The organism is Streptomyces sp. NBC_01176 (assembly GCF_045039825.1).
In the GTDB taxonomy this organism is placed as follows: Bacteria; Actinomycetota; Actinomycetes; order Streptomycetales; family Streptomycetaceae; genus Streptomyces.
In genome coordinates this window covers 7,197,671-7,221,812 of record NZ_CP108600.1, presented here as the reverse complement: position 1 = coordinate 7,221,812, position 24,142 = coordinate 7,197,671, and the positions used below count along the sequence as shown (strand labels likewise).

27 protein-coding genes are annotated in these 24,142 nt (G+C 71.3%); 7 read left to right on the top strand and 20 right to left on the bottom strand.

From position 1 onward, the window contains the following. The first annotated feature begins 336 nt into the window (after nt 1–336). A complete protein-coding gene (locus OG199_RS31265) occupies nt 337–2,163 on the top strand; it encodes an endonuclease/exonuclease/phosphatase family protein (RefSeq protein WP_405832287.1) in 1,827 nt (608 codons plus the stop codon). A 61-nt stretch (nt 2,164–2,224) separates the two neighbouring features. Here OG199_RS31265 and OG199_RS31260 read toward each other — a convergent pair whose 3' ends face one another. The 4 genes from OG199_RS31260 to OG199_RS31245 form a co-directional block, all read right to left on the bottom strand. Continuing rightward, nucleotides 2,225–2,959, bottom strand: a complete 735-nt coding sequence (locus OG199_RS31260) for an SRPBCC domain-containing protein (RefSeq protein ID WP_356800834.1) — start codon at nt 2,957–2,959, stop codon at nt 2,225–2,227. A 19-nt stretch (nt 2,960–2,978) separates the two neighbouring features. After that, nucleotides 2,979–3,665, bottom strand: a complete 687-nt coding sequence (locus tag OG199_RS31255; RefSeq protein WP_405832285.1) for an ArsR/SmtB family transcription factor — start codon at nt 3,663–3,665, stop codon at nt 2,979–2,981. A 407-nt stretch (nt 3,666–4,072) separates the two neighbouring features. After that, complete coding sequence (locus tag OG199_RS31250) at nt 4,073–4,741, bottom strand: hypothetical protein (protein WP_405832284.1); 669 nt, start codon at nt 4,739–4,741, stop codon at nt 4,073–4,075. Then, nucleotides 4,738–4,881, bottom strand: a complete 144-nt coding sequence (locus OG199_RS31245) for a hypothetical protein (protein WP_356800831.1) — start codon at nt 4,879–4,881, stop codon at nt 4,738–4,740. The genes OG199_RS31250 and OG199_RS31245 overlap by 4 nt, the downstream gene beginning before the upstream one ends. 176 nt (nt 4,882–5,057) lie before the next feature. On the opposite strand from OG199_RS31245, the gene dapA reads away from it, so the two are divergent. Then, on the top strand, nt 5,058–5,978 hold the full coding sequence (gene dapA / locus OG199_RS31240) for a 4-hydroxy-tetrahydrodipicolinate synthase (RefSeq protein WP_405832281.1): 921 nt from the start codon (nt 5,058–5,060) through the stop codon (nt 5,976–5,978). On the opposite strand, the gene OG199_RS31235 is transcribed toward dapA, so the two are convergent. Both OG199_RS31235 and OG199_RS31230 read right to left on the bottom strand, forming a co-directional pair. Then, entirely contained in the window at nt 5,979–7,193 is a 1,215-nt protein-coding gene (locus tag OG199_RS31235) for a WD40 repeat domain-containing protein (RefSeq protein ID WP_405832280.1), read from the bottom strand. Next, nucleotides 7,190–7,750 (bottom strand): SigE family RNA polymerase sigma factor, encoded by a 561-nt coding sequence (locus OG199_RS31230; protein WP_356800844.1) that lies wholly within the window; start codon nt 7,748–7,750, stop codon nt 7,190–7,192. The genes OG199_RS31235 and OG199_RS31230 overlap by 4 nt, the downstream gene beginning before the upstream one ends. A 150-nt stretch (nt 7,751–7,900) precedes the next feature. Here OG199_RS31230 and OG199_RS31225 point away from each other — a divergent pair, with 150 nt between their 5' ends. Continuing rightward, the gene (locus OG199_RS31225; RefSeq protein WP_356800828.1) at nt 7,901–8,404 is read left to right on the top strand and encodes a hypothetical protein; all 504 of its coding nucleotides are present in this window, start codon (nt 7,901–7,903) and stop codon (nt 8,402–8,404) included. Between the two features lie 96 nt (nt 8,405–8,500). On the opposite strand, the gene OG199_RS31220 is transcribed toward OG199_RS31225, so the two are convergent. The 12 genes from OG199_RS31220 to OG199_RS31165 form a co-directional block, all read right to left on the bottom strand. Continuing rightward, nucleotides 8,501–9,118, bottom strand: coding sequence for a hypothetical protein (locus OG199_RS31220; protein ID WP_405832279.1), 618 nt, complete (start codon nt 9,116–9,118; stop codon nt 8,501–8,503). A gap of 235 nt (nt 9,119–9,353) precedes the next feature. Beyond that, nucleotides 9,354–10,343, bottom strand: a complete 990-nt coding sequence (dapD, locus tag OG199_RS31215; protein WP_356800826.1) for a 2,3,4,5-tetrahydropyridine-2,6-dicarboxylate N-succinyltransferase — start codon at nt 10,341–10,343, stop codon at nt 9,354–9,356. Nucleotides 10,344–10,604: 261 nt separating this feature from the next. Next, the gene (locus tag OG199_RS31210; protein WP_401809898.1) at nt 10,605–11,168 is read right to left on the bottom strand and encodes a TetR/AcrR family transcriptional regulator; all 564 of its coding nucleotides are present in this window, start codon (nt 11,166–11,168) and stop codon (nt 10,605–10,607) included. After that, nucleotides 11,168–11,488 (bottom strand): multidrug efflux SMR transporter, encoded by a 321-nt coding sequence (locus OG199_RS31205; RefSeq protein ID WP_356800824.1) that lies wholly within the window; start codon nt 11,486–11,488, stop codon nt 11,168–11,170. Before OG199_RS31205 ends, OG199_RS31210 begins: the two co-directional genes overlap by 1 nt. 184 nt (nt 11,489–11,672) lie before the next feature. Further along, entirely contained in the window at nt 11,673–12,011 is a 339-nt protein-coding gene (locus tag OG199_RS31200; protein WP_168527540.1) for a metal-sulfur cluster assembly factor, read from the bottom strand. Further along, nucleotides 12,008–12,472: a Fe-S cluster assembly sulfur transfer protein SufU gene (sufU, locus tag OG199_RS31195; RefSeq protein ID WP_266698300.1), complete on the bottom strand. Its 465-nt coding sequence runs from the start codon at nt 12,470–12,472 to the stop codon at nt 12,008–12,010. The genes OG199_RS31200 and sufU overlap by 4 nt, the downstream gene beginning before the upstream one ends. Before the next feature lie 15 nt (nt 12,473–12,487). Beyond that, nucleotides 12,488–13,744, bottom strand: a complete 1,257-nt coding sequence (locus tag OG199_RS31190; RefSeq protein ID WP_266698301.1) for a cysteine desulfurase — start codon at nt 13,742–13,744, stop codon at nt 12,488–12,490. Then, nucleotides 13,741–14,505: a Fe-S cluster assembly ATPase SufC gene (gene sufC / locus OG199_RS31185; RefSeq protein ID WP_356800823.1), complete on the bottom strand. Its 765-nt coding sequence runs from the start codon at nt 14,503–14,505 to the stop codon at nt 13,741–13,743. Before sufC ends, OG199_RS31190 begins: the two co-directional genes overlap by 4 nt. Nucleotides 14,506–14,512: 7 nt before the next feature. Further along, nucleotides 14,513–14,842 (bottom strand): bifunctional 3-phenylpropionate/cinnamic acid dioxygenase ferredoxin subunit, encoded by a 330-nt coding sequence (locus OG199_RS31180; RefSeq protein WP_168527544.1) that lies wholly within the window; start codon nt 14,840–14,842, stop codon nt 14,513–14,515. Beyond that, on the bottom strand, nt 14,842–16,059 hold the full coding sequence (gene sufD / locus OG199_RS31175) for a Fe-S cluster assembly protein SufD (protein WP_356800822.1): 1,218 nt from the start codon (nt 16,057–16,059) through the stop codon (nt 14,842–14,844). Before sufD ends, OG199_RS31180 begins: the two co-directional genes overlap by 1 nt. A 91-nt stretch (nt 16,060–16,150) precedes the next feature. Beyond that, on the bottom strand, nt 16,151–17,575 hold the full coding sequence (sufB, locus tag OG199_RS31170) for a Fe-S cluster assembly protein SufB (protein ID WP_266698303.1): 1,425 nt from the start codon (nt 17,573–17,575) through the stop codon (nt 16,151–16,153). Continuing rightward, entirely contained in the window at nt 17,572–18,324 is a 753-nt protein-coding gene (locus tag OG199_RS31165; RefSeq protein WP_168527547.1) for a metalloregulator ArsR/SmtB family transcription factor, read from the bottom strand. The genes sufB and OG199_RS31165 overlap by 4 nt, the downstream gene beginning before the upstream one ends. A gap of 161 nt (nt 18,325–18,485) precedes the next feature. Here OG199_RS31165 and OG199_RS31160 point away from each other — a divergent pair, with 161 nt between their 5' ends. From OG199_RS31160 to OG199_RS31145, 4 genes are all read left to right on the top strand, one after another. Further along, nucleotides 18,486–19,337 carry an AAC(3) family N-acetyltransferase gene (locus OG199_RS31160; RefSeq protein ID WP_356800821.1) on the top strand — a complete coding sequence of 284 codons (852 nt, stop codon included), beginning with the start codon at nt 18,486–18,488 and terminating at the stop codon, nt 19,335–19,337. 11 nt (nt 19,338–19,348) lie between these two features. Next, entirely contained in the window at nt 19,349–20,272 is a 924-nt protein-coding gene (locus tag OG199_RS31155; RefSeq protein WP_405832274.1) for an ABC transporter ATP-binding protein, read from the top strand. A gap of 50 nt (nt 20,273–20,322) precedes the next feature. Continuing rightward, the gene (locus tag OG199_RS31150; RefSeq protein ID WP_266705845.1) at nt 20,323–21,039 is read left to right on the top strand and encodes an ABC transporter permease; all 717 of its coding nucleotides are present in this window, start codon (nt 20,323–20,325) and stop codon (nt 21,037–21,039) included. A gap of 114 nt (nt 21,040–21,153) precedes the next feature. Further along, the gene (locus tag OG199_RS31145; protein ID WP_405832273.1) at nt 21,154–22,161 is read left to right on the top strand and encodes a COX15/CtaA family protein; all 1,008 of its coding nucleotides are present in this window, start codon (nt 21,154–21,156) and stop codon (nt 22,159–22,161) included. A 217-nt stretch (nt 22,162–22,378) separates the two neighbouring features. Here the strand turns inward: OG199_RS31145 and OG199_RS31140 are convergent, their stop codons facing one another. Next, a complete protein-coding gene (locus OG199_RS31140; RefSeq protein WP_356800818.1) occupies nt 22,379–23,485 on the bottom strand; it encodes an amidohydrolase family protein in 1,107 nt (368 codons plus the stop codon). Nucleotides 23,486–23,752: 267 nt separating this feature from the next. Continuing rightward, nucleotides 23,753–24,109 carry a hypothetical protein gene (locus OG199_RS31135; protein WP_401809888.1) on the bottom strand — a complete coding sequence of 119 codons (357 nt, stop codon included), beginning with the start codon at nt 24,107–24,109 and terminating at the stop codon, nt 23,753–23,755. Between the last annotated feature and the right edge of the window lie 33 nt (nt 24,110–24,142).

Genomic DNA, 24,142 nt, shown 5'->3' with positions numbered 1-24,142 from the left:
CGGACGAGGACAGGCGGGGCACGTCGGGGAGTCCGTCGAGGCCAGGAGCCCGCCCGGGACACGCACACCCGGACGCCGCCCCGGAAACCACGTGGACGACTCAGCCTAGACGGATTTCCACCGATGCCGCCCGGTTCATGTCCCTGCCAAATGCTGGACGCCGCCGAAACCTTGACAACTCCCCCGCTCACACACGAGATTGACGCGCGTAGAAGTTCAACGGGGGTTGGGCTCGCCGATTTTTTCTACGCGCGTCACCGATCCGCACACGGGTCGTGTTCCCCCCACCGCTTCGCCCTCGTCCCGGCGCTCATGTAAGTCCCCGGAGGGATTCCCTTGCCGAGCAAGAGAACCGCGCGCATCGGCGCGCTGACCGTAGCCGCGGTCTGTTCCACCGTCTCCGCCGTCGTGCTCACCGCACCGGCCCACGCGGACACCGTCCGCATCCACGACATCCAGGGCACCACCCGGGTGTCCCCGTACGCGGGCCGGCAGGTCACGGACGTGGCGGGCGTGGTGACGGGGGTACGGACCTACGGCTCGTCCAAGGGCTTCTGGATCCAGGACCCCACCCCGGACGCCGACCCCGCCACCAGTGAGGGCGTCTTCGTCTTCACCAGCTCCACCCCGAAGGTGACGGCCGGCGACTCGGTCACGGTCTCGGGCACCGTCTCGGAGTTCGTGCCGGGCGGAGCCTCCACCGGCAACCAGTCGGTGACGGAGATCACCAAGCCGGTGGTCACGGTGCTGTCGTCCGGCAACGCGGTCCCCGCCGCCACGGTGATCAACAGCCGTTCCGTGCCGGACGCCTACACCCCCGCCGGTGACACGGCGGCGAGCGGCTCGGTCAACGCGCTCACCCTGGAGCCGAAGAAGTACGCCCTGGACTACTACGAGTCCCTGGAGGGCATGAACGTCCAGGTCTCCGACACCCGGGTGGTCACCGCGACCGACCTGTACAGCGAGCTGTGGGTCACGGTGAAGCCGCACGAGCACGCCAACCGGCGCGGCGGCACGGTCTACGGCGCCTACACCTCGCAGAACACCGGGCGTCTCCAGATCCAGTCCCTGGGTTCGACCGCCGACTTCCCCGCCGCGAACGTCGGCGACGAGCTCGCGGGCACCACCGCGGGCCCGCTCGACTTCAATCAGTTCGGTGGCTACACGCTCGTCGCGAGCCGGCTGGGCACCCTGGACAAGGGCGGCCTGCAGCGCGAGACGACCCGCAAGCAGTCGCGCGGCGAGCTGGCGGTGGCGACGTACAACGTGGAGAACCTGGACCCGGGTGACGGCACCTTCGCCGCCCACGCGGCCGCGATCGTGAACAACCTGCGGTCGCCCGACATCGTGTCCCTGGAGGAGATCCAGGACAACAACGGCCCGACGGACGACGGCACGGTCGCCGCCGACCAGACGGTGAACAAGCTGATCGACGCGATCGTCGCGGCGGGCGGCCCGAAGTACGAGTGGCGTTCCATCGACCCGGTCAACGACCAGGACGGCGGCGAGCCGGGCGGCAACATCCGTCAGGTGTTCCTGTTCAACCCGCAGCGGGTCTCCTTCACGGACCGCGCGGGCGGCGACTCGACGACCGCCGTCGGTGTCACCAAGGTGCACGGCGAGGCGCGGCTGACCGCGTCCCCGGGGCGGATCGACCCGGGCAACACGGCCTGGACGACCAGCCGCAAGCCGCTGGCCGGCGAGTTCGTCTTCCGCGGCCGGACGGTCTTCGTGATCGCCAACCACTTCGCCTCCAAGGGCGGCGACCAGGGTCTGACCGCGCAGTACCAGCCTCCGGTGCGCAGTTCGGAGACCCAGCGCCACCTCCAGGCGACCGCGGAGAACACCTTCGTCGACCAGATCCTGAAGGCGCAGAAGGACGCGGACGTGATCGCGCTCGGCGACCTGAACGACTTCGAGTTCTCGGACACGGCGAAGATCCTGGAGGGTCACGGCGAGCTCTGGTCGGCGATCAAGTCGCTGCCGAAGAGCGAGCGTTACACGTACGACTACCAGGGCAACGAGCAGGTTCTCGACCAGATCCTGGTCAGCCCGTCGATCCGCCGGGACTGCGACTTCGACTACGACAGCGTGCACATCAACTCGGAGTTCTCCGACCAGATCAGCGACCACGACCCGCAGGTGCTGAGGTTCAGGCCGTGACCCCGTGAGCGGAAGAGCCCGGCCCCGTCGTCCGGGGGGCCGGGCTCTTTCCTGTACACGCTCAGGCCGCGAACACGCCGTTCAGCCAGCCCCGCCAGGCGATCTCGTCGCGCTTGGCGTCGGCGTCCGCCGCGAAGTCGTGGACGCTGATGCCGACCGGGGCACCCCAGCGGTTGCGGCCGAAGAAGCGCACCAACTGGTCCTCGGTGCGCAGGCCGATGAAGTACGGGTTGCGGAAGTCGAGGACGGCGTCGAGGAGTTGTCCCTCGGGTCCTCGTGCCCGTACGCGCGCCCCGGCCTCGGCGTCGTCGGCGAGACCGAGCGCCCGCCCCACCGCGGTGAAGGCGTCGGACGCCATGGACGCCTCGGGTCCGTCGAAGGTGGCGAAGGCGACCGGGCGGCCCGCGAAGTGCGTCACGTACTCGCGCAGGGTGTGCAGGTAGAAGTCCGTGTGCCAACTCGCCCCGTCGTACTGGTTGTCCCAGTCCTCGACGAAGATGCCGCTGTGCACATAGCGCACCCAGGAGCGGCGGCCGTCGTCGCGCGGCTCGATGGTCTCGTCGATCTGGTTGAGGGTCTGCTGGGAGATGCCCTCGACGTCCTCGACCCGGCTGGTCAGGCGGTGCGGCGGGTCCCAGTTGGTGAGCGTGGAGCCGAAGGGTCCGGTGCCTCCCTGACGCGGCTCGAACTCCATCGGCCACAGCCAGCCACCGGTGCCACTGGTGAGGGCGTCCCACACCTGCTCCGGGGAGGCGTCGACCTCGAACTCGCGGGCGATCTCGAATTCCTTGGACATGGCGGTGATTCTCCTGGGGTCAGCCCTGTGCGGGCGGGATCGGGGCGGGGGCCGCGGCGACGGCGGCGGGGGGCGCCGAGGAAGCTGCCGCGACAGGAGCGGCGTCGGAGGCCGCGGCCGACTCCGGCTTGAGCGTGGGGTGGACGGCGACGACGATCCGGTGGTCCCGGCCGCCCTCCGCGTTCCCGTCGTGGTACTTGCGGATGAGCGCGCCGACCCCCTGCGTCAGCTCCTCGATGAACGCGGCACGGTCGGCGGCGGTCGCGAAGGTCACCTCGCCGTCGAGCGCGAACGTGGCGAGCCGCTTGCGGGCCTTGGCCGCGCCGGTGATCAGCGAGCCGACGTCCCGGACCAGCCGGGCGCCGAGCGCGAGCAGCCAGCGGGCCGAGAGCTGGTCGCGGAACCGGTCCGGATCGGGCTGCACGGCGGCGAGCGCGAGCGGCGAGATGACGTACGACGCCGCGGTCGCCCGCATCAGCCGCTCGGTGACGTTGCCCTTGCGGCGCTCGCCCGCCAGCTCGACCAGGCCGTGCCGCTCCAGCGTCTTCAGGTGGTAGTTCACCTTCTGCCGCGGCAGCCCGACCTTTCCGGCCAGCATGGCGGCCGACGCGGGTCCGGCGGCCAGCTCGGCCAGCAACCGGGCCCGTATCGGGTCCAGCGAGACGGCGGCGGCCTCTGCGTCCTCGATCACGGTCACATCCAACATGTCTCCACCGTCTCACCGAAAACTTTTTTTGTCCAGGCGGGTGGAGTTGTCGGTTCGGGGGGCGGGTGAGGGGAGCTGTGCGGGGGTGAGGGGGCGGAGCGAGGGCTGCGCACGGCAGCAGAGGCGTGCAGGGGTACGACGGGAAGACGTCGCGCGTGCACGTTACGCGGGTGTGCGCGAGGTCGGCGTCGGTGTGGGCGTGTGCGAGGTCGGCGACGGCGTGGGCGTGTGCGAGGTCGGCGACGCCGGCATGCTGCGCGGGAGGTCGATGGCGGCGCGGGCGTGCGCGAGGTCGGCGTCGGCGGCATGCTGCGCGGGCGCACGGGAGGTCGATGGCGGCGCGCCGCGGACACACCGTGCGCGTGCCCGCCGGTGCCCGGCCTCGCCCCCCCGCCCCCGCTCCCGCTCTAACCCCGCTCCCCGCTCTCGTCCAGACGCGCCAGCTGGGTCTGGAACCAGTCGAGCCGGGCCTGCAACAGGGCTGCCTCGGCGACGAGTTCGGACACCCCGAGCCCGGCGGACGGGTCCACCGCCGCGGTCCCGCTCCCGGCACGGACCCGCAGCCCCTCCCCGGCCAGCCGGGCGAACCCGGCGAGCGACACGGACCTACGGCCGCGTACGCAAGCCGCGCAGGCCGCCGTCAGGCCGCACCAGCCGGGCCGCCCCCAGCCCGCGTCCGCGAGCGCGGCGGCCACCGCACCGCACGCGCACGGGCCGACCGTCGCGGTCCGCACCCGCTGGCGGGCGTAGCGGAAACCCCGCTCGAAGCGGATGTACGCGCCGAGGACGGAGACCTCCAGAAGGGCGGCCGCCCGGTGCTCGGTGGTGCACAGCAGCGCCTCGGCCGTGGCGCGGTCGTGCACACAGTGGAAGCCGCAGTCACAGCGGCGGTGCGGCGCACGGTGCCGCAGTCCGTAGACGCAGCGCGCCTCGTCCAGCACTCCGTACGGCAGCGCGCCGCCCAGTGAGACGCCGGTGAACCCGGCCCGGGTGCCGTCCTGGGACAGCACCGGGTGGGCGATCTTGTATCCGGTCGGCGGCTCCGTCGGGCGTTCCTCGGGGAGCCGCAGCCTCATCGGGCGGCCGGGACCTCTTCGCGCGTGGACGCCTCCGGCTCCGCGGCCTCCGCGGTCTCCACGGCCTGCCGGAGATCCTCTTCGTCCACGCGGACCTGCTCCTCCGCGACTCCGGTGGCGAGTGCCCTGCCCAGCCTCATGACGCCTCCCGCGATCTGCCGTCGACTTCCGTCCTCGCCATGGTGACCCATGGGGGGCCGAGTTGGCACCAGTGCCGCCGGGAAGCCCCCGAAAGAGGGACCTCGTAGCAGTCCTTCGCCTCATGTCGTAGAAGAATTAAGTGGAGCTTCACCGTCAGGGTGCCGAGACTGCTCGCATGACGCGGACACCTCGCACCACGACCCCGACCGCACCGGCACCTCCCTTCGGCCGTGCGCTCTGCGCGATGGTCACGCCCTTCACCGAAGGGGGCGCGCTCGACCTCGACGGGGCGGGACTGCTCGCCGACCGGCTGGTCCGCGGGGGCTGCGACGGTCTGGTCCTGTCCGGCACCACGGGCGAGTCCCCGACCACGACGGACGCCGAGAAGTCCGCGCTGGTACGGGCCGTGCGGGATGCGGTCGGAAACCGTGCGTCGATCCTCGCGGGCGTCGGCACCGCCGACACACGGCACACCGTGGAGCTGGCCCGGGAGGCCGAGAAGGCGGGCGCGGACGGCCTGTTGGTCGTCACCCCGTACTACAGCAGGCCGCCGCAGGACGCCGTCGAGGCCCACTTCCGCGAGATCGCCGACGCCACCGGGCTGCCGCTCGCCCTCTACGACATCCCGGGCCGCACGGGCACGCGCATCGAGCCCGACACCCTGATCCGGCTCGCCGGGCACCCCCGGATCGTGGCCGTCAAGGACTGCGCGTACGACCTGCTCGGTACCCAGAAGGTGCTGGCCCGGACGGAGTTGGCGTACTACACCGGGTGCGACGAGTACGTGCTCGCGCTGCGGGCGGTCGGCGGGACCGGGTATGTCAGCACGGTGGCGAACGCGGCGCCGGGCGCCTTCCGCGCGATCCTCGACGCGTTCGACTCCGGCGACACCGCCGAGGCGGCCCGACGCCAGCGGCGGGTGATCCCGCTGGTCGAGGCGATGATGTCGGCCGGTCTGCCCGGCGCGGTCACGGCGAAGGCCCTGCTCGGCCGGCTCGGCCTGCCCGCGGGCCCGGTCCGCGCGCCCCTGCGGTCCGCCGGCCGGGAGGTGGCCGACGGTCTGCTGGCCGTCCACGAAGAGCTGGTCGCCGGCTGATCAGCGCTCGACGAAGACGGGTTCCCACAGCTGTCGCATCGGGTCGCTGTCCAGCGCTGGGCCACCGCTCAGCGGTACGACCCGGTCGCTGCCGATCGTCACCAGCACGAGCCGGGGCCGGTACAGGGTCCCGCCCGGGAGCCTCTCCCAGGCGATGAGCCTCTTGTCGTCGACCCAGGCGAGCAACTCCGCTCCACGCACCAGGGTGACCCGTTTGCCGGTGCGCGGATCGAGGAGCGCGGAGTACGACTTGTCGGGCTTCTCGCGCGTCAGGCCGCTCGCGGCGACGGAGCCGTCCGGGGACAGCCGCGCGCCGACGTCCGCCCGCAGGTACCGCTCGTTCTCGGGCGCGGGCACCTTCGCGCCCTTCAGGTCGTAGAACTGCTGCATGCCGTCCCGGCCCCCCGACACGACGACCCGGGAGTACACCAGCCTGCCGTCGCGGCTGAAGGCGAAGTCCTCACGGGTTCCGGTGTCGCGGCCGGATGCGACACCGCTCCAGGTCCCCTTGCCGGAGGCGACGTCGACGACGAGGAACCCGGACCTGCTCGACCCGCCCAAGGGCGCCATCCAGTCGGTCCCGGAGGGGCCGCGCACCTTGACGCGCAGGTCCGGGTTCTCGTCGTAGGTCGTGGCGACGAGCCTGCTCCCGTCGCGGGAGAACGCGAGTCCCCCCACCCCGTGGTCGACCGGGATCCACCGCTCGATCCTGCCGGTGGTGAGGTCGAGCAGACCGATCCGGCGGGTGGGCAGGTCCTGTTCCAGGACGGCCGCGGTGCGCAGCCCGGGGGCGAGGGCGACGAAGGACCACTTGGTGCTCTTCTCGTACCGTCCGGACCCCGGGTCGAGCAGCCAGTAGGTACGGGTGTAGACGGCGCGGTCCTTCGTCCGTGGCACGGCGTGCGCGGTGCAGTACGCACCCAGTGCCACGTTGCCGGCCGCGATGAGGTCGCGCGGCGGCGACTGGTCCGGGTGGGCGCTCAGACCGGTTCCGTCCAGAACCTTCGCGGGGCGCACGTCGTCCCTGCCGGAGACGAGCGGCACCGCCACGGCGACGGTGACCACCGCGGCCACGGCCGCGGCGACGGAGCCGAGCCTACGGGTGCGACGGCGCCGGCGGACGGTCATCACACGGTCGGCGAAACCCGGGCCCACGGAGGGCTGTTCGGCGGCCTGCTCCCGCAGGGAGTCGCGCACCAGGTCGTCGACGTTCACGATCGCACCTCCACGGGCGAGAAGTCACGGGACGGCTGCTGCCCGGCGTTCCCGGTTCCCAGCGCGGCCAGTTCAGGGGCGAGGGCGCGGAGCCGGGCGAGCGAGCGGTGTGTCGTGGACCGCACGGTCCCGACGGAGCAGCCGAGGAGCCGGGCCACGTCCGCCTCGGGCAGATCCTCGAAGTAGCGCAGCACGAGCACGCTGCGCTGGCGTGCGGTGAGCCGGGCCAGCGCTCCGCGCATCACGACGCGCAGCTCGGCCGCGGCCGAGGAGTCCGTGCCGTGGCGCGCGCCGTCCGGCGGCTCGGCGACGCTCACCTCCCGCCGCGGCCACTTCAGCCGCCAGCGGCTCACCTGCTGCCGGTACAGGATCTGCCGTACGTACGCCTCGGGTTCGTCGATGCGGTGCCAGCGCCCGGCGGCCTTGACCAGGGCGTTCTGCAGCAGGTCCTCGGCGGCGTGCCGGTCCCCGCCGCTGAGCAGGACGGCCGTCCTCAGCAGCGCGGACGACCGGTTCGCCACGAACTCCCGGAAGTTCTCCTGCGCTTCGGCATCCATCGTCACCTTCGTCATTCCCGACGGTCTTCTCCGACGGCCCGTGCCGTACTCCCCTGTGCCCCGTGTGACGCGCGGAGCCGCCCTCCGCTATGCCTCCGGCCCGAGGGAAATTATCCGGCCTCTCCGCCCCGCGTCCCCTACGGTGGCCCAGTGAGCCGACCGCTGCTGTTCCTCGACGTCGACGGTCCGCTGAACCCGTACGCGGCCCAGCCGGAGCGCCGGCCCGAGGGGTACACGACGATCCGGGTGACGCTGACCCCCCGCAGGCCCCTGCGTGTCTGGCTCCACCCCGGGCACGGCCGCGCCCTCCTGGACCTCGGCTACGACCTGTGCTGGGCGACCACCTGGATGGACGCCGCCAACCGCCACATCGGGCCGGTCATCGGTCTGCCCGCGCTCCCGTACGTCGACTTCACCGGCGCCCTGTTCGCCGCACGGCCGGACGGCGTGCACTGGAAGACGGAGCGGATCGTGACGTACGCGGCCGGCCGGCCCTTCGCATGGGTGGACGACGAACAGTCCCCGGCCGACGACACGTATGTGGCCGCCCACCACCCCTCCCCCGCGCTCCTGCACCACGTCGACCCCCGACGGGGCCTGCTCGCACCGGACTTCACGGCCCTGCGGGAGTTCGCGGCGACGCTGCCCGCGTAGCGGGGTCGCCGGTCCTTCGTCTGGTCCGACCTGATGTACCCGGGCCCCGACGGGCGGGTCGTCGAGGGGGTCCGCTTCCGTCTGGAGCAGGGCGGCTCAGCCGATGTCGAAGGAGGCGATGACGCGGGCCGGTGCGCGGAGGGTGGTTCCGGTGGGGGCGCGTTCGATCAGGATGCTGACGCCCGGGCCGGGGCCCGTGCCCTGGTAGCTCCAGGCAGGTCCCTTGAGAGCGGGGCCGCACAGTCCGTCGGGCAGCTCGCTGTCGCCCTCACGTAGCGCGTACGCGCTGCCGTCGTTCTCGTCGAACAGGGAGTCCCCCTCCGGGACGAGTCCCGCGCGGTGCAGATAGTCCGGCATCCGGTCGCTCAGGAAGGAGACCTCGGCGGAACCGTGCTTCGTGAAGTAGTGGACGTCCGTGGCGTCGGCGGGGATCGGCACGCCCCCGAACGCGATCCTCCCCGTCAGCGCGGCGTCGCTGCCGTCACAGGCCCGGGCGTCCCCGAACGGATGGAACAACTCGTCCTGGAACAGCCAGAACACGCCTCCCGCCACTACGGCGACGAAGGCGAGGCCGACGACCACGACCGCCGGGCTCAGCAGTCTCCGTCGCCGTAGGGAGCCCTCACGATCCGCGTCGTCCACGCCGCCGAGGTACGACGTCTCGTGCGTCTCCTCCGGTGCGACGCCCCCGCCGCCCGCTTTCGCCTCGCCCATGAAAGCCCCCTCAGACTGCCCGCGCGTGATCACGGGCAGCATAGGTGACCCCAACGGCGCGAACCCCGAGCGCAGTTCACTTCAGCGATGTCACCCGACGCACGAGCGCCCTCCCGGGCCGTCCTGGGGCCGTGGAAGGGCGCTCGATGGTGACCGGCGTCGACGACTGCCGGCGACTCGGCGGCGACTCGGGGCGGTGATCGACGAGGCGGCCGCACGTCACGGCCGCCGGTCGTCAGTTGTGGCTGTGCAGGATCTCGTTCAGCCCGCCCCACACCGCGTTGTTCGGCCGCGCCTCGACGGTTCCGGTGACCGAGTTGCGGCGGAAGAGGATGTTCGAGGCGCCGGAGAGTTCGCGGGCCTTGACGATCTGCCCGTCGGGCATGGTCACGCGGGTGCCCGCGGTGACGTACAGGCCCGCCTCGACCACGCACTCGTCGCCGAGGGCGATGCCGACACCGGCCTCGGCGCCGACCAGGCAGCGCTCGCCGATGGTGATGCGGACGTTGCCGCCGCCGGACAGGGTGCCCATCGTGGAGGCGCCCCCTCCGATGTCCGAGCCGTCACCGACCACGACGCCCGCCGAGATACGGCCCTCGACCATCGAGGTGCCGAGGGTGCCCGCGTTGAAGTTCACGAAGCCCTCGTGCATCACGGTGGTGCCCTCGGCGAGGTGCGCGCCGAGCCGGACGCGGTCGGCGTCGGCGATGCGGACGCCCTTGGGCGCGACGTAGTCCGTCATGCGCGGGAACTTGTCGATGGACGTCACCTGGAGGTGGAGTCCCTCGGCGCGGGCGTTGAGCCGTACCTTCTCGACGTCGTCGACGGCGACCGGGCCGAGCGAGGTCCAGGCGACGTTGGCGAGGTGGCCGAAGATGCCGTCCAGGCTCTGGCCGTGCGGGCGTACGAGACGGTGCGACAGCAGGTGCAGCCGCAGATAGGCGTCGTGCGCGTCGATCGGCTTCTCGTCCAGCGAGGCGATGACCGTGCGGACCGCGACCACTTCGACGCCTCGGCGGGCGTCGGGCCCGACGGCTTTGGCGGCGCCTTCACCGAGCAGTTCGACGGCACGCTCGGCGGACAGCCGCTCGGTGCCGGCCGGGCCGGGTTCGGTGGACAGTTCGGGCGCGGGGAACCAGGTGTCGAGGACGGTGCCGTCGGCGGTGAGGGTGGCGAGGCCCGCGGCGACGGCGCCGGTGGTGCGCGTAGCAGTCGTGTCGGTCATGGGTGAAACCTAACGCGGCGCGGGCCGCGCGGGCCAACCGGTGCCCCCGCCGTCTCATGTCCCGGGCGAACCGCGCCCCCACGCCCGCCGTCCCCCGTGACGGGGCGACCCGGGCGCCCGGCCGTCGCGTGCGCCGGACCGACCGGCCCGCCCGGCGACCCGCCCGGGGACCCGCCCGGCGGCCCGCCCCACCGGCGCACGGTACGCGGTGGCCCCTGACCGGCGCACGGACACCTCACGGACACCCGCGCCCACCCGTTCTCAGGCGCCGGCTCCGCTCCCGTCTCCGTCGATCAGCCGGCTCAGCACCTCTCGCGCGTACGTCTCGTCGTAGGTCCCCCCGGTCAGCAGCACCTGGAGACAGATCCCGTCCACCAGAGCCACGAGCGCCCGCGCCGTGACGGGGTCGGTGCGGCGGGCGAGGGGGTCGACGAGGCCCTGGACCCAGGCGGCGGCGACGGGACGCAGGGCGGGGCGGCGCAGAGCGGCGAGGTACAGCTCGTACTCCAGCTCGACCCCCGTACGCTCCCCGGCGAGCCAGGCGCCCATGAGTCCGGCGAGCTCGCCCGCGAGGTCGACGCGGGGGTCCTCCAGCGCGCCGCGCGCGGCGACCATCTCGGCGAAGCCCTCGTTCGCCTGGCGCAGGGCGGCGACCATGAGTTCGTCGAGGGTCTTGAAGTGGTAGGTGGTGGAGCCGAGCGGCACATCGGCCTCGGCGGCGACGGAGCGGTGGCTCAGCCCGGCGAGCCCCTTGCTGCCCACGACCCGGATCGCCGCGTCGATGATGCGCTGGCGTCGCTCGGGGTCGTAGCGGCGCGGGGCCATCAGTGGGCTCCGTCCAGGTTCAGCACCACGACGCCGCCGATGATCAGCAGTATCCCGGCCACCTTGGTGACGGTGAGCGCCTCCCCGAGGAAGAGCGTGCCGATCGCCGCGATGACCGCGGTCCCGGCGCCGGCCCAGATCGCGTAGGCCGTGCCGACCTGGACGGTCTTGAGGCACTGCGCGAGCAGGAGGAAGGCGACGACGTATCCGAGGGCGGTCACCAGCGACGGCCAGAGCCTGCTGAAACCCTCGCTGTACTTCATGGCGGTCGTGGCGGCCACCTCGGAGACGATGGCTCCGGCGAGCAGCAGGTATCCCATGTGTACAAGGGTACACATCGATGCGTACGACCGTACACAAGTCGGGCGGGCGGGCAGCACGGGGCGGAAACACGCGTGACCCCCGGCAGTGCGCCGGGGGTCACGCGTGGACGAGCGGGGTGGGCGTCCGATCGGACGCCGCTACGGAGGACCGAGCCGATCGGACGTCGGAGCGGTCGACCGGTCAGACGTTGAAGCCGAGCGCCCGAAGCTGCTCGCGTCCGTCGTCCGTGATCTTGTCCGGGCCCCACGGCGGCATCCACACCCAGTTGATGCGCAGTTCGTTGACGATGCCGTCCGTGGCGGACTTGGCCTGGTCCTCGATGACGTCGGTGAGCGGGCAGGCCGCGGACGTCAGCGTCATGTCGATCGTCGCGATGTTCGCGTCGTCGATGTGGATGCCGTAGATCAGGCCGAGGTTGACGACGTCGATGCCCAGCTCGGGGTCGACGACGTCGTACAGCGCCTCACGGAGTTCGTCCTCCGAGGCCGGCTTCGTCGTCAGGGTCTCGTTCTCGCTCATGCCGTCTTCCTCTCGGCGCTCTCGCCCAGAGCCTGGGCGGTCGCGTCCTTCCACGCCATCCAGCTGAGGAGGGCGCACTTGACCCGGGCCGGGTACTTGGAGACACCGGCGAACGCGACCGCGTCCTCCAGCACCTCCTCCATCGCGTCGTCCGGCTCGGTCCGGCCCTTGGACTGCATCAGCTCCAGGAACGTCTCCTGGATCTTCTGCGCCTCGGACACGTCCTTGCCGACGAGCAGGTCGTTGAGCACGGACGCCGAGGCCTGGCTGATGGAGCAGCCCTGCCCCTCGTACGAGATGTCCGCGATCTGCTCACCGTCGTACTTCACGCGCAGCGTGATCTCGTCGCCGCACGTCGGGTTGACGTGGTGCACCTCGGCGTCGCCATCCCGCAAGCCCCGCCCGTGCGGGTGCTTGTAGTGGTCCAGGATGACTTCCTGGTACATCGAATCCAGCTTCACGATCCAGCCAGCCCCTCAGCCGAAGAAGTTCCGGACGTGCTCCAGGCCGTCGACCAGAGCGTCGATCTCGGCCGGCGTGGAGTACAGGTAGAACGACGCTCGCGTGGTCGCAGGAATTCCGTACCGCAGGCAGACCGGGCGCGCGCAGTGGTGTCCGACCCGGACGGCGATGCCCTGCTCGTCCAGGACCTGGCCCACGTCGTGCGGGTGGATGTCACCCAGCGTGAACGAGATCGCCGCGCCGCGGTCCTCGGCCGTGGTCGGGCCGATGATCCGCAGGTCGGGAACCTCGGTGAGCCGCTTCACCGCGTACTCGGTGAGCGCGTGCTCGTGGGCGAGGATCTTGTCCATGCCGATCGAGTTCAGGTAGTCGATCGCCGCACCGAGACCGACCGCCTGGGCGATCGGCGGGGTGCCCGCCTCGAACTTGTGGGGCGCCGGGGCGTACGTCGACGAGTGCATCGACACCGTCTCGATCATCTCGCCGCCGCCCAGGAACGGGGGCAGGTCCTCCAGCAGCTCCTGGCGGCCCCAGAGGACGCCGATGCCCGTCGGGCCGCACATCTTGTGGCCGGTGAAGGCGACGAAGTCGGCCTGGAGGGCCTGCACGTCCAGCGGCATGTGCGGAGCGGCCTGGGAGGCGTCGATGCAGACCAGCGCGCCGACCTCCTGGGCGCGGCGCACTATCGCCTCGACCGGGTTCACGGTGCCCAGGATGTTCGACACCAGCACGAAGGAGACGATCTTCGTCTTCTCGGTGATGATCTCGTCGATGTTCGAGAGGTCGAGACGGCCGTCGTCGGTCAGGCCGAACCACTTCAGCTTCGCGCCCGTGCGCTGCGCCAGCAGCTGCCACGGGACGATGTTGGAGTGGTGCTCCATCTCCGTGATGACGATCTCGGTCTCGTGGTCGACCCGGTAGGGCTCGTCGGCCCAGCCGAGCATGTTGGCCACGAGGTTGAGCGACTCGGAGGCGTTCTTGGTGAAGATCACCTCGTCGCGGCTCGGCGCGTTGATGAACGCGGCGACCTTGTCGCGCGCGCCCTCGTACAGCGCCGTGGCCTCCTCGGCGAGCACATGCACACCGCGGTGGACGTTGGCGTTGTACTGCTCGTAGTAACCACTGAGGGCGTCCAGCACCTGGCGCGGCTTCTGCGAAGTCGCCGCGTTGTCCAGGTACACGAGCTTCCGGCCGTCGTGGACCTGTCGGTCCAGGATGGGGAAGTCCTTGCGGATCGCCTCGGTGTCGAGGAGGCCCGGCAGCTGCGTCACGCTGATACGCCACCCTTCGTGTAGGCCTCGTAGCCCTCGTTCTCCAGCTTGTCGGCGAGCTCGGCACCGCCGGACTCGACGATCCGACCGGCGGAGAAGACGTGGACGAAGTCAGGCTTGATGTAGCGCAGGATGCGCGTGTAGTGCGTGATGAGCAGGGTGCCCACCTCGCCGGTCTCGCGGACGCGGTTCACGCCCTCGGAGACGACGCGCAGGGCGTCGACGTCCAGGCCGGAGTCGGTCTCGTCGAGAATCGCGATCTTCGGCTTGAGAAGCTCCAGCTGAAGGATCTCGTGGCGCTTCTTCTCACCGCCGGAGAAGCCCTCGTTCACGTTGCGCTCGGCGAAGGCGGGGTCCATGGAGAGGCGCTCCATGGTCTCCTTGACCTCCTTCACCCACGTACGCAGCTTGGGGGCCTCGCCGCGGACGGCGGTGGCGGAGGTGCGCAGGAAGTTCGAGACGGAGACACCGGGGATCTCGACCGGGTACTGCATCGCCAGGAACAGGCCCGCGCGGGCGCGCTCGTCGACGGACATCTCCAGGACGTCCTCGCCGTCGAGGGTCACGGTGCCACCGGTGATCGTGTACTTCGGGTGGCCCGCGAGCGAGTAGGCGAGGGTCGACTTGCCCGAGCCGTTGGGGCCCATGATGGCGTGCGTCTCGCCCTGCCGGACGGTGAGGTCGACGCCCTTGAGGATCTCCTTCGTGGCGTTGTCGGCCTCGACGGTGACGTGCAGGTCGTGGATTTCAAGCGTAGCCATGGGTTCCTCAGGACTCCTGGGAGAGGGAGACGAGCACATCGTCCCCTTCGATCTTTACGGGGTAAACGGGGACGGGGCGCGTCGCGGGAAGGCCGGACGGTTTGCCGGTGCGGAGGTCGAACGCGGAGCCGTGCAGCCAGCACTCGATCTGACAGTCCTCCACCTCGCCCTCGGAGAGCGAGACGTTCGCGTGCGAGCAGATGTCGTTGATCGCGAACACCTCCCCCTCGGTCTTCACGACCGAGACCGGCGTGCCGTCGAGTTCCACCCGCTTCGGGGTGTCCTCCTCCAGCTCGCTCAGCCCACAGGCGCGTACGAACGTCGTCGAGGCGGTCATCAGAGCGACGCCTCCAGCTCCTCGTCGATCTTCACGAGAAGCCGCTCTTCGATGTCGTCGACGCCGATCTGCTGGACCAGTCCGGCGAAGAAGCCGCGGACGACGAGGCGGCGGGCCTCGTCGGCCGGGATGCCGCGGGCCATCAGGTAGAAGAGCTGCTCGTCGTCGAAGCGGCCGGTGGCGGAGGCGTGACCGGCGCCGACGATCTCGCCCGTCTCGATCTCCAGGTTCGGCACGGAGTCGACCCGGGCGCCGTCGGTCAGAACCAGGTTGCGGTTCATCTCGTAGGTGTCCGTGCCCTCGGCCTTGGCCTCGATGAGGACGTCACCGATCCACACCGCGTGGGCGCCGTCGCCCTGGAGCGCGCCCTTGTACATGACGTTGGACTTGCAGTGCGGGGTGTTGTGGTCCACCAGGAGGCGGTGCTCCTGGTGCTGGCCGGCGTCCGTGAAGTACAGGCCGAACAGCTCGGCCTCGCCGCCGGTGCCGGCGTAGGCGACCCGCGGGTGCAGGCGTACGACGTCGCCGCCGAAGGTGACCACGAACGACTTGAAGGTGGCGTCCCGGCCGATCAGGGCGTTGTGCTGGCCCACGTGCACGGCGCTGTCGTCCCAGTCCTGGACGGAGACGACGGTGAGCTTGGCTCCGTCGCCCAGCACGAAGTCGACGTTGGCGGCGAGCACCGCGTCGCCCGTGTGGTCGATGACGACGACGGCCTCGGCGAAGGCTCCGAGCTCGACGACCTGGTGGCCGTAGGCGACCCCGCCCTCGCCGTGCACGGCGATGCGGATCGGCTCGGTGAGCACCGTCTCCTTGGGGACGGTGACGACACCGGCCTTCTCGAACGCCGAGTACGCCTGGGCGGCGACGCGGTCGACGGGGGTGCCCGCCGCGCCCAGCCGGGCGTCGTCGCGGCCGACGGTCTCCACGATGACGCCCTCGGGCGCGTCGATGTCGACCTTCACGCCGTCACCGGTGGCGACCGCGGTGCCGTCGTGCAGCCCGCGCAGGCGCTCCAGCGGCGTGAACCGCCACTCCTCCTCGCGGCCGTTGGGGACCGGGAAGTCCGCCACGTCGAAGGACGGGGGCGCGCTCATGCGTGTGGCGACGGTCGACTCGGCGGCCACCGCGATCTGCCCGGCGGTGGTGGAACCCAGCGGTGGGGGTCCCCCCGCCCGAACGGAGTTGAGGGTGGGGGAGTTCTGAGCCTCGGCCATGGCTGTCGGTCTGCTCTCTTTCCTGCGTCGGTTGAGATCCTCGGGCCCGCCGGGAGAGGCGGGCCACCAGCTGTTCTCCGGAAGGCGGCGTTTAACCGACCGAGCCTTCCATCTGCAGCTCGATCAGCCGGTTGAGTTCGAGGGCGTACTCCATCGGCAGTTCCTTGGCGATCGGCTCGACGAAGCCGCGCACGATCATCGCCATCGCCTCGAACTCGGTCATGCCCCGGCTCATCAGGTAGAAGAGCTGGTCCTCGGAGACCTTGGAGACCGTCGCCTCGTGGCCCATGGACACGTCGTCCTCGCGGACGTCGACGTACGGGTACGTGTCCGAGCGGGAGATCGTGTCGACGAGCAGCGCGTCGCACAGCACGTTGGACTTCGAGCCGTGGGCGCCCTCGCCGATCTCGACCAGACCGCGGTACGAGGTACGGCCACCGCCGCGTGCCACCGACTTGGAGACGATGTTCGACGAGGTGTTCGGCGCCATGTGGACCATCTTGGAGCCGGCGTCCTGGTGCTGGCCCTCGCCCGCGAAGGCGATGGACAGCGTCTCGCCCTTGGCGTGCTCGCCCATCAGGTAGACGGCCGGGTACTTCATGGTGACCTTGGAGCCGATGTTGCCGTCGATCCACTCCATGGTCGCGCCCTCGTACGCCACGGCACGCTTGGTGACCAGGTTGTAGACGTTGTTCGACCAGTTCTGGATGGTCGTGTAACGGCAGCGGGCGCCCTTCTTCACGATGATCTCGACGACCGCGGAGTGCAGGGAGTCCGACTTGTAGATCGGCGCCGTACAGCCCTCGACGTAGTGGACGTAGGCGTCCTCGTCGACGATGATCAGCGTCCGCTCGAACTGGCCCATGTTCTCCGTGTTGATACGGAAGTAGGCCTGGAGCGGGATCTCGACGTGCACACCCTTCGGCACGTAGATGAAGGAGCCGCCGGACCACACCGCGGTGTTCAGCGACGCGAACTTGTTGTCGCCGACCGGGATGACCGTGCCGAAGTACTCCTTGAAGAGCTCCGGGTGCTCCTTGAGGGCGGTGTCGGTGTCCAGGAAGATGACGCCCTGCTCCTCCAGGTCCTCACGGATCTGGTGGTAGACGACCTCGGACTCGTACTGGGCCGCGACACCCGCGACGAGGCGCTGCTTCTCCGCCTCCGGGATGCCGAGCTTGTCGTACGTGTTCTTGATGTCCTCGGGCAGGTCCTCCCAGGACTCCGCCTGCTTCTCCGTGGAGCGCACGAAGTACTTGATGTTGTCGAAGTCGATGCCCGACAGGTCCGAGCCCCAGTTGGGCATGGGCTTCTTCTCGAAGAGGCGCAGGCCCTTGAGGCGGAGCTTGGTCATCCACTCCGGCTCGTTCTTCTTCGCGGAGATGTCGCGGACGACGTCCTCGTTGATGCCGCGCTTGGCAGAGGCACCGGCCACGTCGGAGTCGGCCCAACCGTATTCGTACGTACCCAGACCCTCGAGCTCGGGGTGGGCAGTCTCCTCGATGGGGAGCGTCATGCGGGGTTCCTCCCGGCGGTGCTTGCAGATGCGTTGGGATCGCGCTGATCGGACTTGGAAATCTTGGGGATGAACGTCGTGCACACACCGTCGCCGTGGGCGATGGTGGCCAGTCGCTGGACATGTGTGCCGAGCAGCTGGGAGAAGAACTCCGTCTCCGCCTCGCACAGCTGCGGGAACTGCTCGGCGACATGCGCGACCGGGCAGTGGTGCTGGCAGAGCTGCTCGCCGACCGGTGCGCTACGCGCCGTAGCAGCGTACCCGTCCGCACTCAGGGCCTTGGCCAGGGCTTCGGTCCGCCCTTCGGGTGCCGCGGACTCGATGACCTCGCGGTACGCGTCCGCCTGGGCGGCGATCCTGGCGCGGGCGAAGGCGACGATCGCCTCGTCCCCGCCCTCGCGCTCCGCGATCCAGCGCAGGGCGTCCGCGGCGAGCGTGTCGTAGGACTGGTCGAAGGCGTCCCGGCCGCAGTCGGTCAGGGCGAACACCTTGGCGGGACGGCCGCGCGTCCGCGCGCCGTAGACCCGCTGCTCACGTGCTTCCACGACGTCGTCGGCGACGAGCGCGTCGAGGTGGCGGCGCACGGCGGCCTGGGTCAGTCCCAGCCGTCCCGCGAGGTCGGCCACCGTCGACGGGCCGTGGTCCAGGATGGACCGCGCGACCCGGTTGCGGGTGGACCGCTCACCGGTCGCGAGTTCCTCCTGCGGGGCCCCCGTGGGGGTCTCCCGAGCCTCGCCAACGTTTTTCACAACGCCATTGTTGCGTAATTCCTCAGGGCCTGACAAGCCGCGTCCCAGGGGGCGGACGGTGCGCTGCATCACTTAGGCTTGCCTAAGCTGACCTGCGGAAACGATCATTGATCGATCAATTCGGTGGCATCGGGACGAGGTCTCGGGGACACTCGCGAAGCATGTCGACACCCCCTCCCACCGGCCCACTCGTCACCCGGGGCACCCTCGCGGCGGAGCTTCGCGCGCTCGGTGTCCGGCCCGGCGAGGCGCTCCTCGTGCACTCCTCGCTCCGTTCCCTCGGCTGGGTGAACGGCGGCCCGGTCGCGGTCGTCCAGGGCCTGCTCGACGCGCTCGGTCCCGACGGCACGCTGGTGGTCCCCACGCAGTCCGGCGACCTGTCCGACCCCGCCCTGTGGAGCCGCCCGCCGGTACCCGAGGAGTGGTGGTCGGCCATTCGGGCGACGATGCCCGCCTACGACCCCCTCGTCACCCCCACCCGCGGGCTCGGCGTGATCCCGGAGACCGTCCGCACCTGGCCCGGCGCCCTGCGCAGCGCGCACCCGCAGACCTCCTTCGCGGCCGTCGGCCCGCGCGCGGCGGGGATCGTCGACGGCCACGCCCCGGACTGCCGGCTGGGTGAGCGCAGCCCGCTGGCCCGGCTGGAGGCCCTCGGCGCCCGGGTGCTCCTGCTCGGCACGGGCTACGACACCTGCACCAGCTTCCACCTCGCCGAGTACCGCATACCGGCGCCGCTCGTCGAGGTCGGACGCCCGGTGCGGACGGCCCGGGGAGCGACCCGGTGGGAGGTGGTCACGGAGGTCGCGATCGACTCCGACCGCTTCGACCAGCTGGGCTCGGACTTCGAGCGGGACCGCCCCGTCGTACGCGGCCGGGTGGGCGCGGCCGACGTACGCCTGTTCCCGGTCGCCGACGCGGTGGCGTACGCGGAGCGCTGGCTCGCGCTGCACCGCCCCGGTGCGCCCTTCCCGGATGCGGCCCCCGGCGCCCGCGGGCCCCGACGACGTCCCTAGACTTGCGCCTCATGCGAAGCGAGCCCGTGCTCCAGGTCCAGGCCCTGGTGAAGCGGTACGGCACGAAGACCGCGGTGGACGGCCTCGACCTGGTGGCCAGGGCGGGCATCACCGCCGTACTCGGTCCCAACGGTGCGGGCAAGACGACCACGGTCGAGACCTGCGAGGGGTACCGGAGGCCGGATTCCGGCACGGTGCGCGTCCTGGGCCTCGACCCGGTGAGACAGTCCGGCGAGCTGCACACCCGTATCGGCGTGATGCTCCAGTCGGGCGGGGTCTACTCCGGCGCGCGGGCCGACGAGATGCTCCGGCACGTGGCGAAGCTCCACGCCCGTCCCCTGGACGTGGACGCGCTCATAGCGCGCCTGGGCCTCGAAAGCTGTGGCCGTACGACCTACCGGCGGCTGTCCGGCGGCCAGCAGCAGCGCCTCGCGCTCGCGATGGCCGTGGTCGGCCGCCCCGAGCTGGTCTTCCTCGACGAGCCGACCGCCGGCCTCGACCCGCAGGCCCGCCGGGCCACCTGGGACCTGGTCCGCGACCTGCGGACCGACGGGGTCTCGGTCGTCCTCACCACGCACCACATGGACGAGGCCGAGCAGCTCGCCGACGACGTCGCGATCATCGACGCCGGCCGGGTCATCGCACAGGGCTCCCCGGAGGAGCTGTGCCGCGGCGGCGCCGAGAACACCCTGCGGTTCACCGGCCGCCCCGGTCTCGACGTCGGCTCCCTGCTGAAGGCCCTCCCGGCGGACTGCACGGCGGCCGAACTGACTCCCGGCTCCTACCGGGTGGGCGGGAAGGTCGATCCGCAGCTGCTGGCCACCGTCACCTCCTGGTGCGCGCAGCACGGGGTGATGCCGGAGAAGATCTCCGTCGAGCGGCACACCCTCGAAGACGTGTTTCTGGAACTGACCGGCAAGGAGCTGCGTTCGTGACCACCGCCGGCACCTACACCCCGAGCCCGGGGGCGGCCCCGCTGCCCCGCATGATCGGCGCACAGGCCGCACTCGAGACGAGGATGCTGCTGCGCAACGGCGAGCAGCTCCTCCTCACGGTCGTCATCCCGACCCTCCTGCTGGTCCTGTTCGGGTCGGTGGACATCGTCGACACCGGCAAGGGCGCGGCGGTCGACTTCCTCACCCCCGGCATCCTGGCGCTCGCGGTGATGTCGACGGCCTTCACCGGCCAGGCCATCGCCACCGGCTTCGAGCGGCGCTACGGCGTGCTGAAGCGGCTCGCCGCCTCCCCGCTCCCCCGCTGGGGTCTGATGACCGCGAAGACGGTGTCCGTGCTGGTCACGGAGGTCCTCCAGGTCGTCCTGCTGACAGTGATCGCCTTCGCGCTCGGCTGGTCACCGCACGGCAACCCGGCGGCCGTCCTGCTCCTGCTGCTCCTCGGCACGGCCGCGTTCTCGGGCCTCGGCCTGCTGATGGCCGGCACGCTGAAGGCGGAGGCGACCCTGGCCGCCGCGAACCTCGTCTTCCTGCTGCTGCTGGTGGGCGGCGGGGTCATCGTCCCGATGGACAAGTTCCCCTCCGGTGTCCAGGACGTGCTGGGGCTGCTGCCGATCTCGGCGCTCTCGGACGGCCTGCGGGACGTGCTCCAGCACGGTGCGGGCATGCCGTGGGGGGACCTGGGGATCCTGGCGGTCTGGGCGGTCGTGGGTCTGGCGGCCGCGGGACGCTTCTTCCGCTGGGAGTAGGCCGGGAGCGGGGGCGCGGGAGAGCTCTCGCGCGGCGCGCGGCGGGGTCCGTGAGCAGCGACGCGCGCGGGTGCCCGGGGCCCTCGTGAAGGCGTGCACAAGCGGCCGCCTACGATGGGGCGCGTGCCAAACGTGACCCGAGCCGACGCCGTAGCCCTCGTGAGCAACCCGCTCGCCTTCATCGCCGAACGCTGGACTCCGACCGCACGGACGGTCCGCCGGGCGGCCCTCGCCGCACTGGTCATGTCCGTGGTCATCGTGGTCACCGGCGGCGCGGTACGGCTGACCGGTTCGGGGCTCGGCTGCCCGACCTGGCCCAAGTGCACCGACGACTCGCTCACCACGACGAGCGCGATGGGCTTCCACGGGGTCATCGAGTTCACCAACCGCATGCTGACCTACGTGCTGTGTGCCGCGGTGGGCTGGGCGATCATCGCCGCGCGCTCCGAGAAGCCGTGGCGGCGCGACCTCACCCGGCTCGGCTGGGCGCAGTTCTGGATCGTCATGAGCAACGCGATCCTCGGCGGCGTCGTCGTCCTGGTCGGCCTCAACCCGTACACGGTCGCCGCGCACTTCCTGCTCTCGACCGCCCTGATCACCGTCGCGACGGTGATGTGGCAGCGCACCCGGGAGGGCTCCGCCGCGCCGCGCCCGCTGGTCGGCAAGGCGGTGCAGCAGCTCGTGTGGTGTCTGGTCGCCGCGACCGTGGTGCTGATCGCCGTCGGAACGGTCGTCACCGGGGCGGGTCCGCACGCGGGCGACTCGAGCGAGGTCGACCGTATGCACGTCAGCTGGGAGAACGTCGCCAAGCTGCACGCCGTGCTGGCCTGGATCGTGGTCACGCTGACCTTCGCCCTGTGGTTCGTCCTCAAGGCGGTCGACGCCCCCCGGGGCCCGCTGGACCGCACCCGCGACCTGTTCCTGATCCTGCTCGGGCAGGGCGTCATCGGCTACGTCCAGTACTTCACGGATCTTCCCGAGGCTCTGGTGGGCCTGCACATGTTCGGCTCCTGCCTGGTGTGGATCGGCGTGCTGCGCGTCCTGCTGTCACTGCGCGAGCGGCCCGCCCTCTTGGCGGACGTGACGGGGCCGGCCGCGGAATCGGCGCTCACGCGCGCGTGAGCGGTTCGTACGTGGCCACCGCGGCGTCGATCGTGGGGCGCGGGTAGGTCCAGGCCAGTCCGCCGGAGCGCGCCGGAAGGCCCTCCTTGCCCTCCGCCGCACCGTGTACAGCGCCTTCACCGCACCCCGTACAGCGCCTTCGCCGCCTCACCGCCTCCTGTGCGGAGCGCCTCACCGCACCTCGTGCGGCCCGCTCACTGCCCCTCGTGCGCCCCGTTCACCGCACCCCGTAGACCCGGCGTGCGTTCCCCGCGGCGATCAGCCCCGCCACCCGCTGCGCGTCCGACGGCGACCAGGCTCCCTCCGCGACCCAGGTGCCGAGCACCCGGGTGAGCGCCTCGCGGAAGAGGCGTGCGCCGACCACATGAAGTTCGGGCAGGCCATGTGCTCCGCTGGAGAAGAGGAGCTTGCCGAAGGGGGCCAGCTCCAGGATCTCGGCGAGGACGGCCGCGGCCCGGGCTCCGGTGCGCACCAGTGCGGCTCCCAGGTCGGCGTACACGTGCGGGAAGACCCCGGCGAGGTGCGCCGCGTGCCGGTGGTACGGGTAGCCGTGCAGCAGCACGAGATCGGTGCCGAGACCGGCCGTGGCGCGCGCGAAGTCCGTGAGCAGGACGGGGTCGGTGCGGTCGATCCGCAGGCCCGGTTCGCCGAGACCCGCGTGGAGCTGGAGGGGCAGCCCCGAGGCGACCGCGATCCACAGCAGATGGCGCAGCAGGACGGGGTCGCTGAGCGCCCCGCCGACCCGGCGGTCCGCGAGCCACCGGCCCGCCGCCCCCCGTACCTCACCCGGCCCGGGGGGTTCGGGAGCGAGCGCCAGGCCGTGCCGTCCGCCCGCCACGGAGGTGAAGGCGACGGCGTTCGCGGCGGCTCCGTGGACCGACTCGGCGAGGTTGGCGAGGAAGGACTCGACCGTGCCGGAGGTGTCCGCCACCTGTTCGGCCAGCAGCTCCAGACGGACGATCTCGTGGGCGTCGGCGGCGCCGGTGGAGGCCATCTCGCCCGGCCCGGTCAGGTCGCCGGGCAGCCCGGTGTCGACGAGAAAGGTGGTGACGCCACTGCCGCGCAGCAGTCTGCGGCCCGCTTCGAGGACGCCGAGTTCGCGCCGCCGGGCGAGATAGCGGGCGGGCGGGCAGTGCGGCTCCAGGCCGAGCAGGGGCGGACACCAGCGGCGTACCGCGAAGCCGGTCTGGGTGTCGAAGAGGGTGGTGCCGGGGGCCGGCGGCCCCTCGGTTCTGGCGAGGTGGGCCTCGAAGGTGCCGAGGCCCAGCTCGGTCCTCAGCACCCCGTGACAGTACTGGTCCACCAGGGACGGCGTTTCGATCATCCGGACTCCCCCGCGCGACTGGACCGTTCTTCCTCAGGTCCTAACGGGTGAGCCGGGCGTCAGGTGTTGGTCGCCCGCGTTCCAGGCGCGTCGCTCGGCCGTTCGTGGGGTCCGGCGACCGCCGGCGACACGGACCGGTGGCCGGGCCGACGGCCGGACCGGTGCCCTGTCGGTACGGCTCCCGGGGCCGGCCGGGGGCGCGGACATCACGGGCCCGCACGCGGCCGATCGGGTGAGGTCCCGCCCGGGGTGAGCCACCCGAACGGGTCAGTCGTTGCGCGGGCCGCCCAGCTGGATCCCCGCCATCCGCTTCCACTCGTACGGTCCGGTCCGCACCTTCGCGGCGAACTCCCCGTCGAACTCCTCGTGAACGGTGATCCCCGCCTGCTTCACGGCGTCCTCGGCGATCGCGTAGCTGGGCGCCACCAGATCGCCCCAGCCGCCGTCCCCGCCGACGAGCACGACGCGCGCGCCGCGCTCCCCGATGTACGCCACCTGGCCCTCGGCCCCGCCGTGCTCGTCGGCGAAGGCGCGGATCTGCCGGGCGAGCCTGGCCGCCTTGCGCTCGGCGCCGGTGTCCCGGACGGTGCCGGTGGTCTCGTCAGTCTGCTCGGTGTCTGCCATGGCCAGGATGCTACCGACGGGTAGGTCGAACGG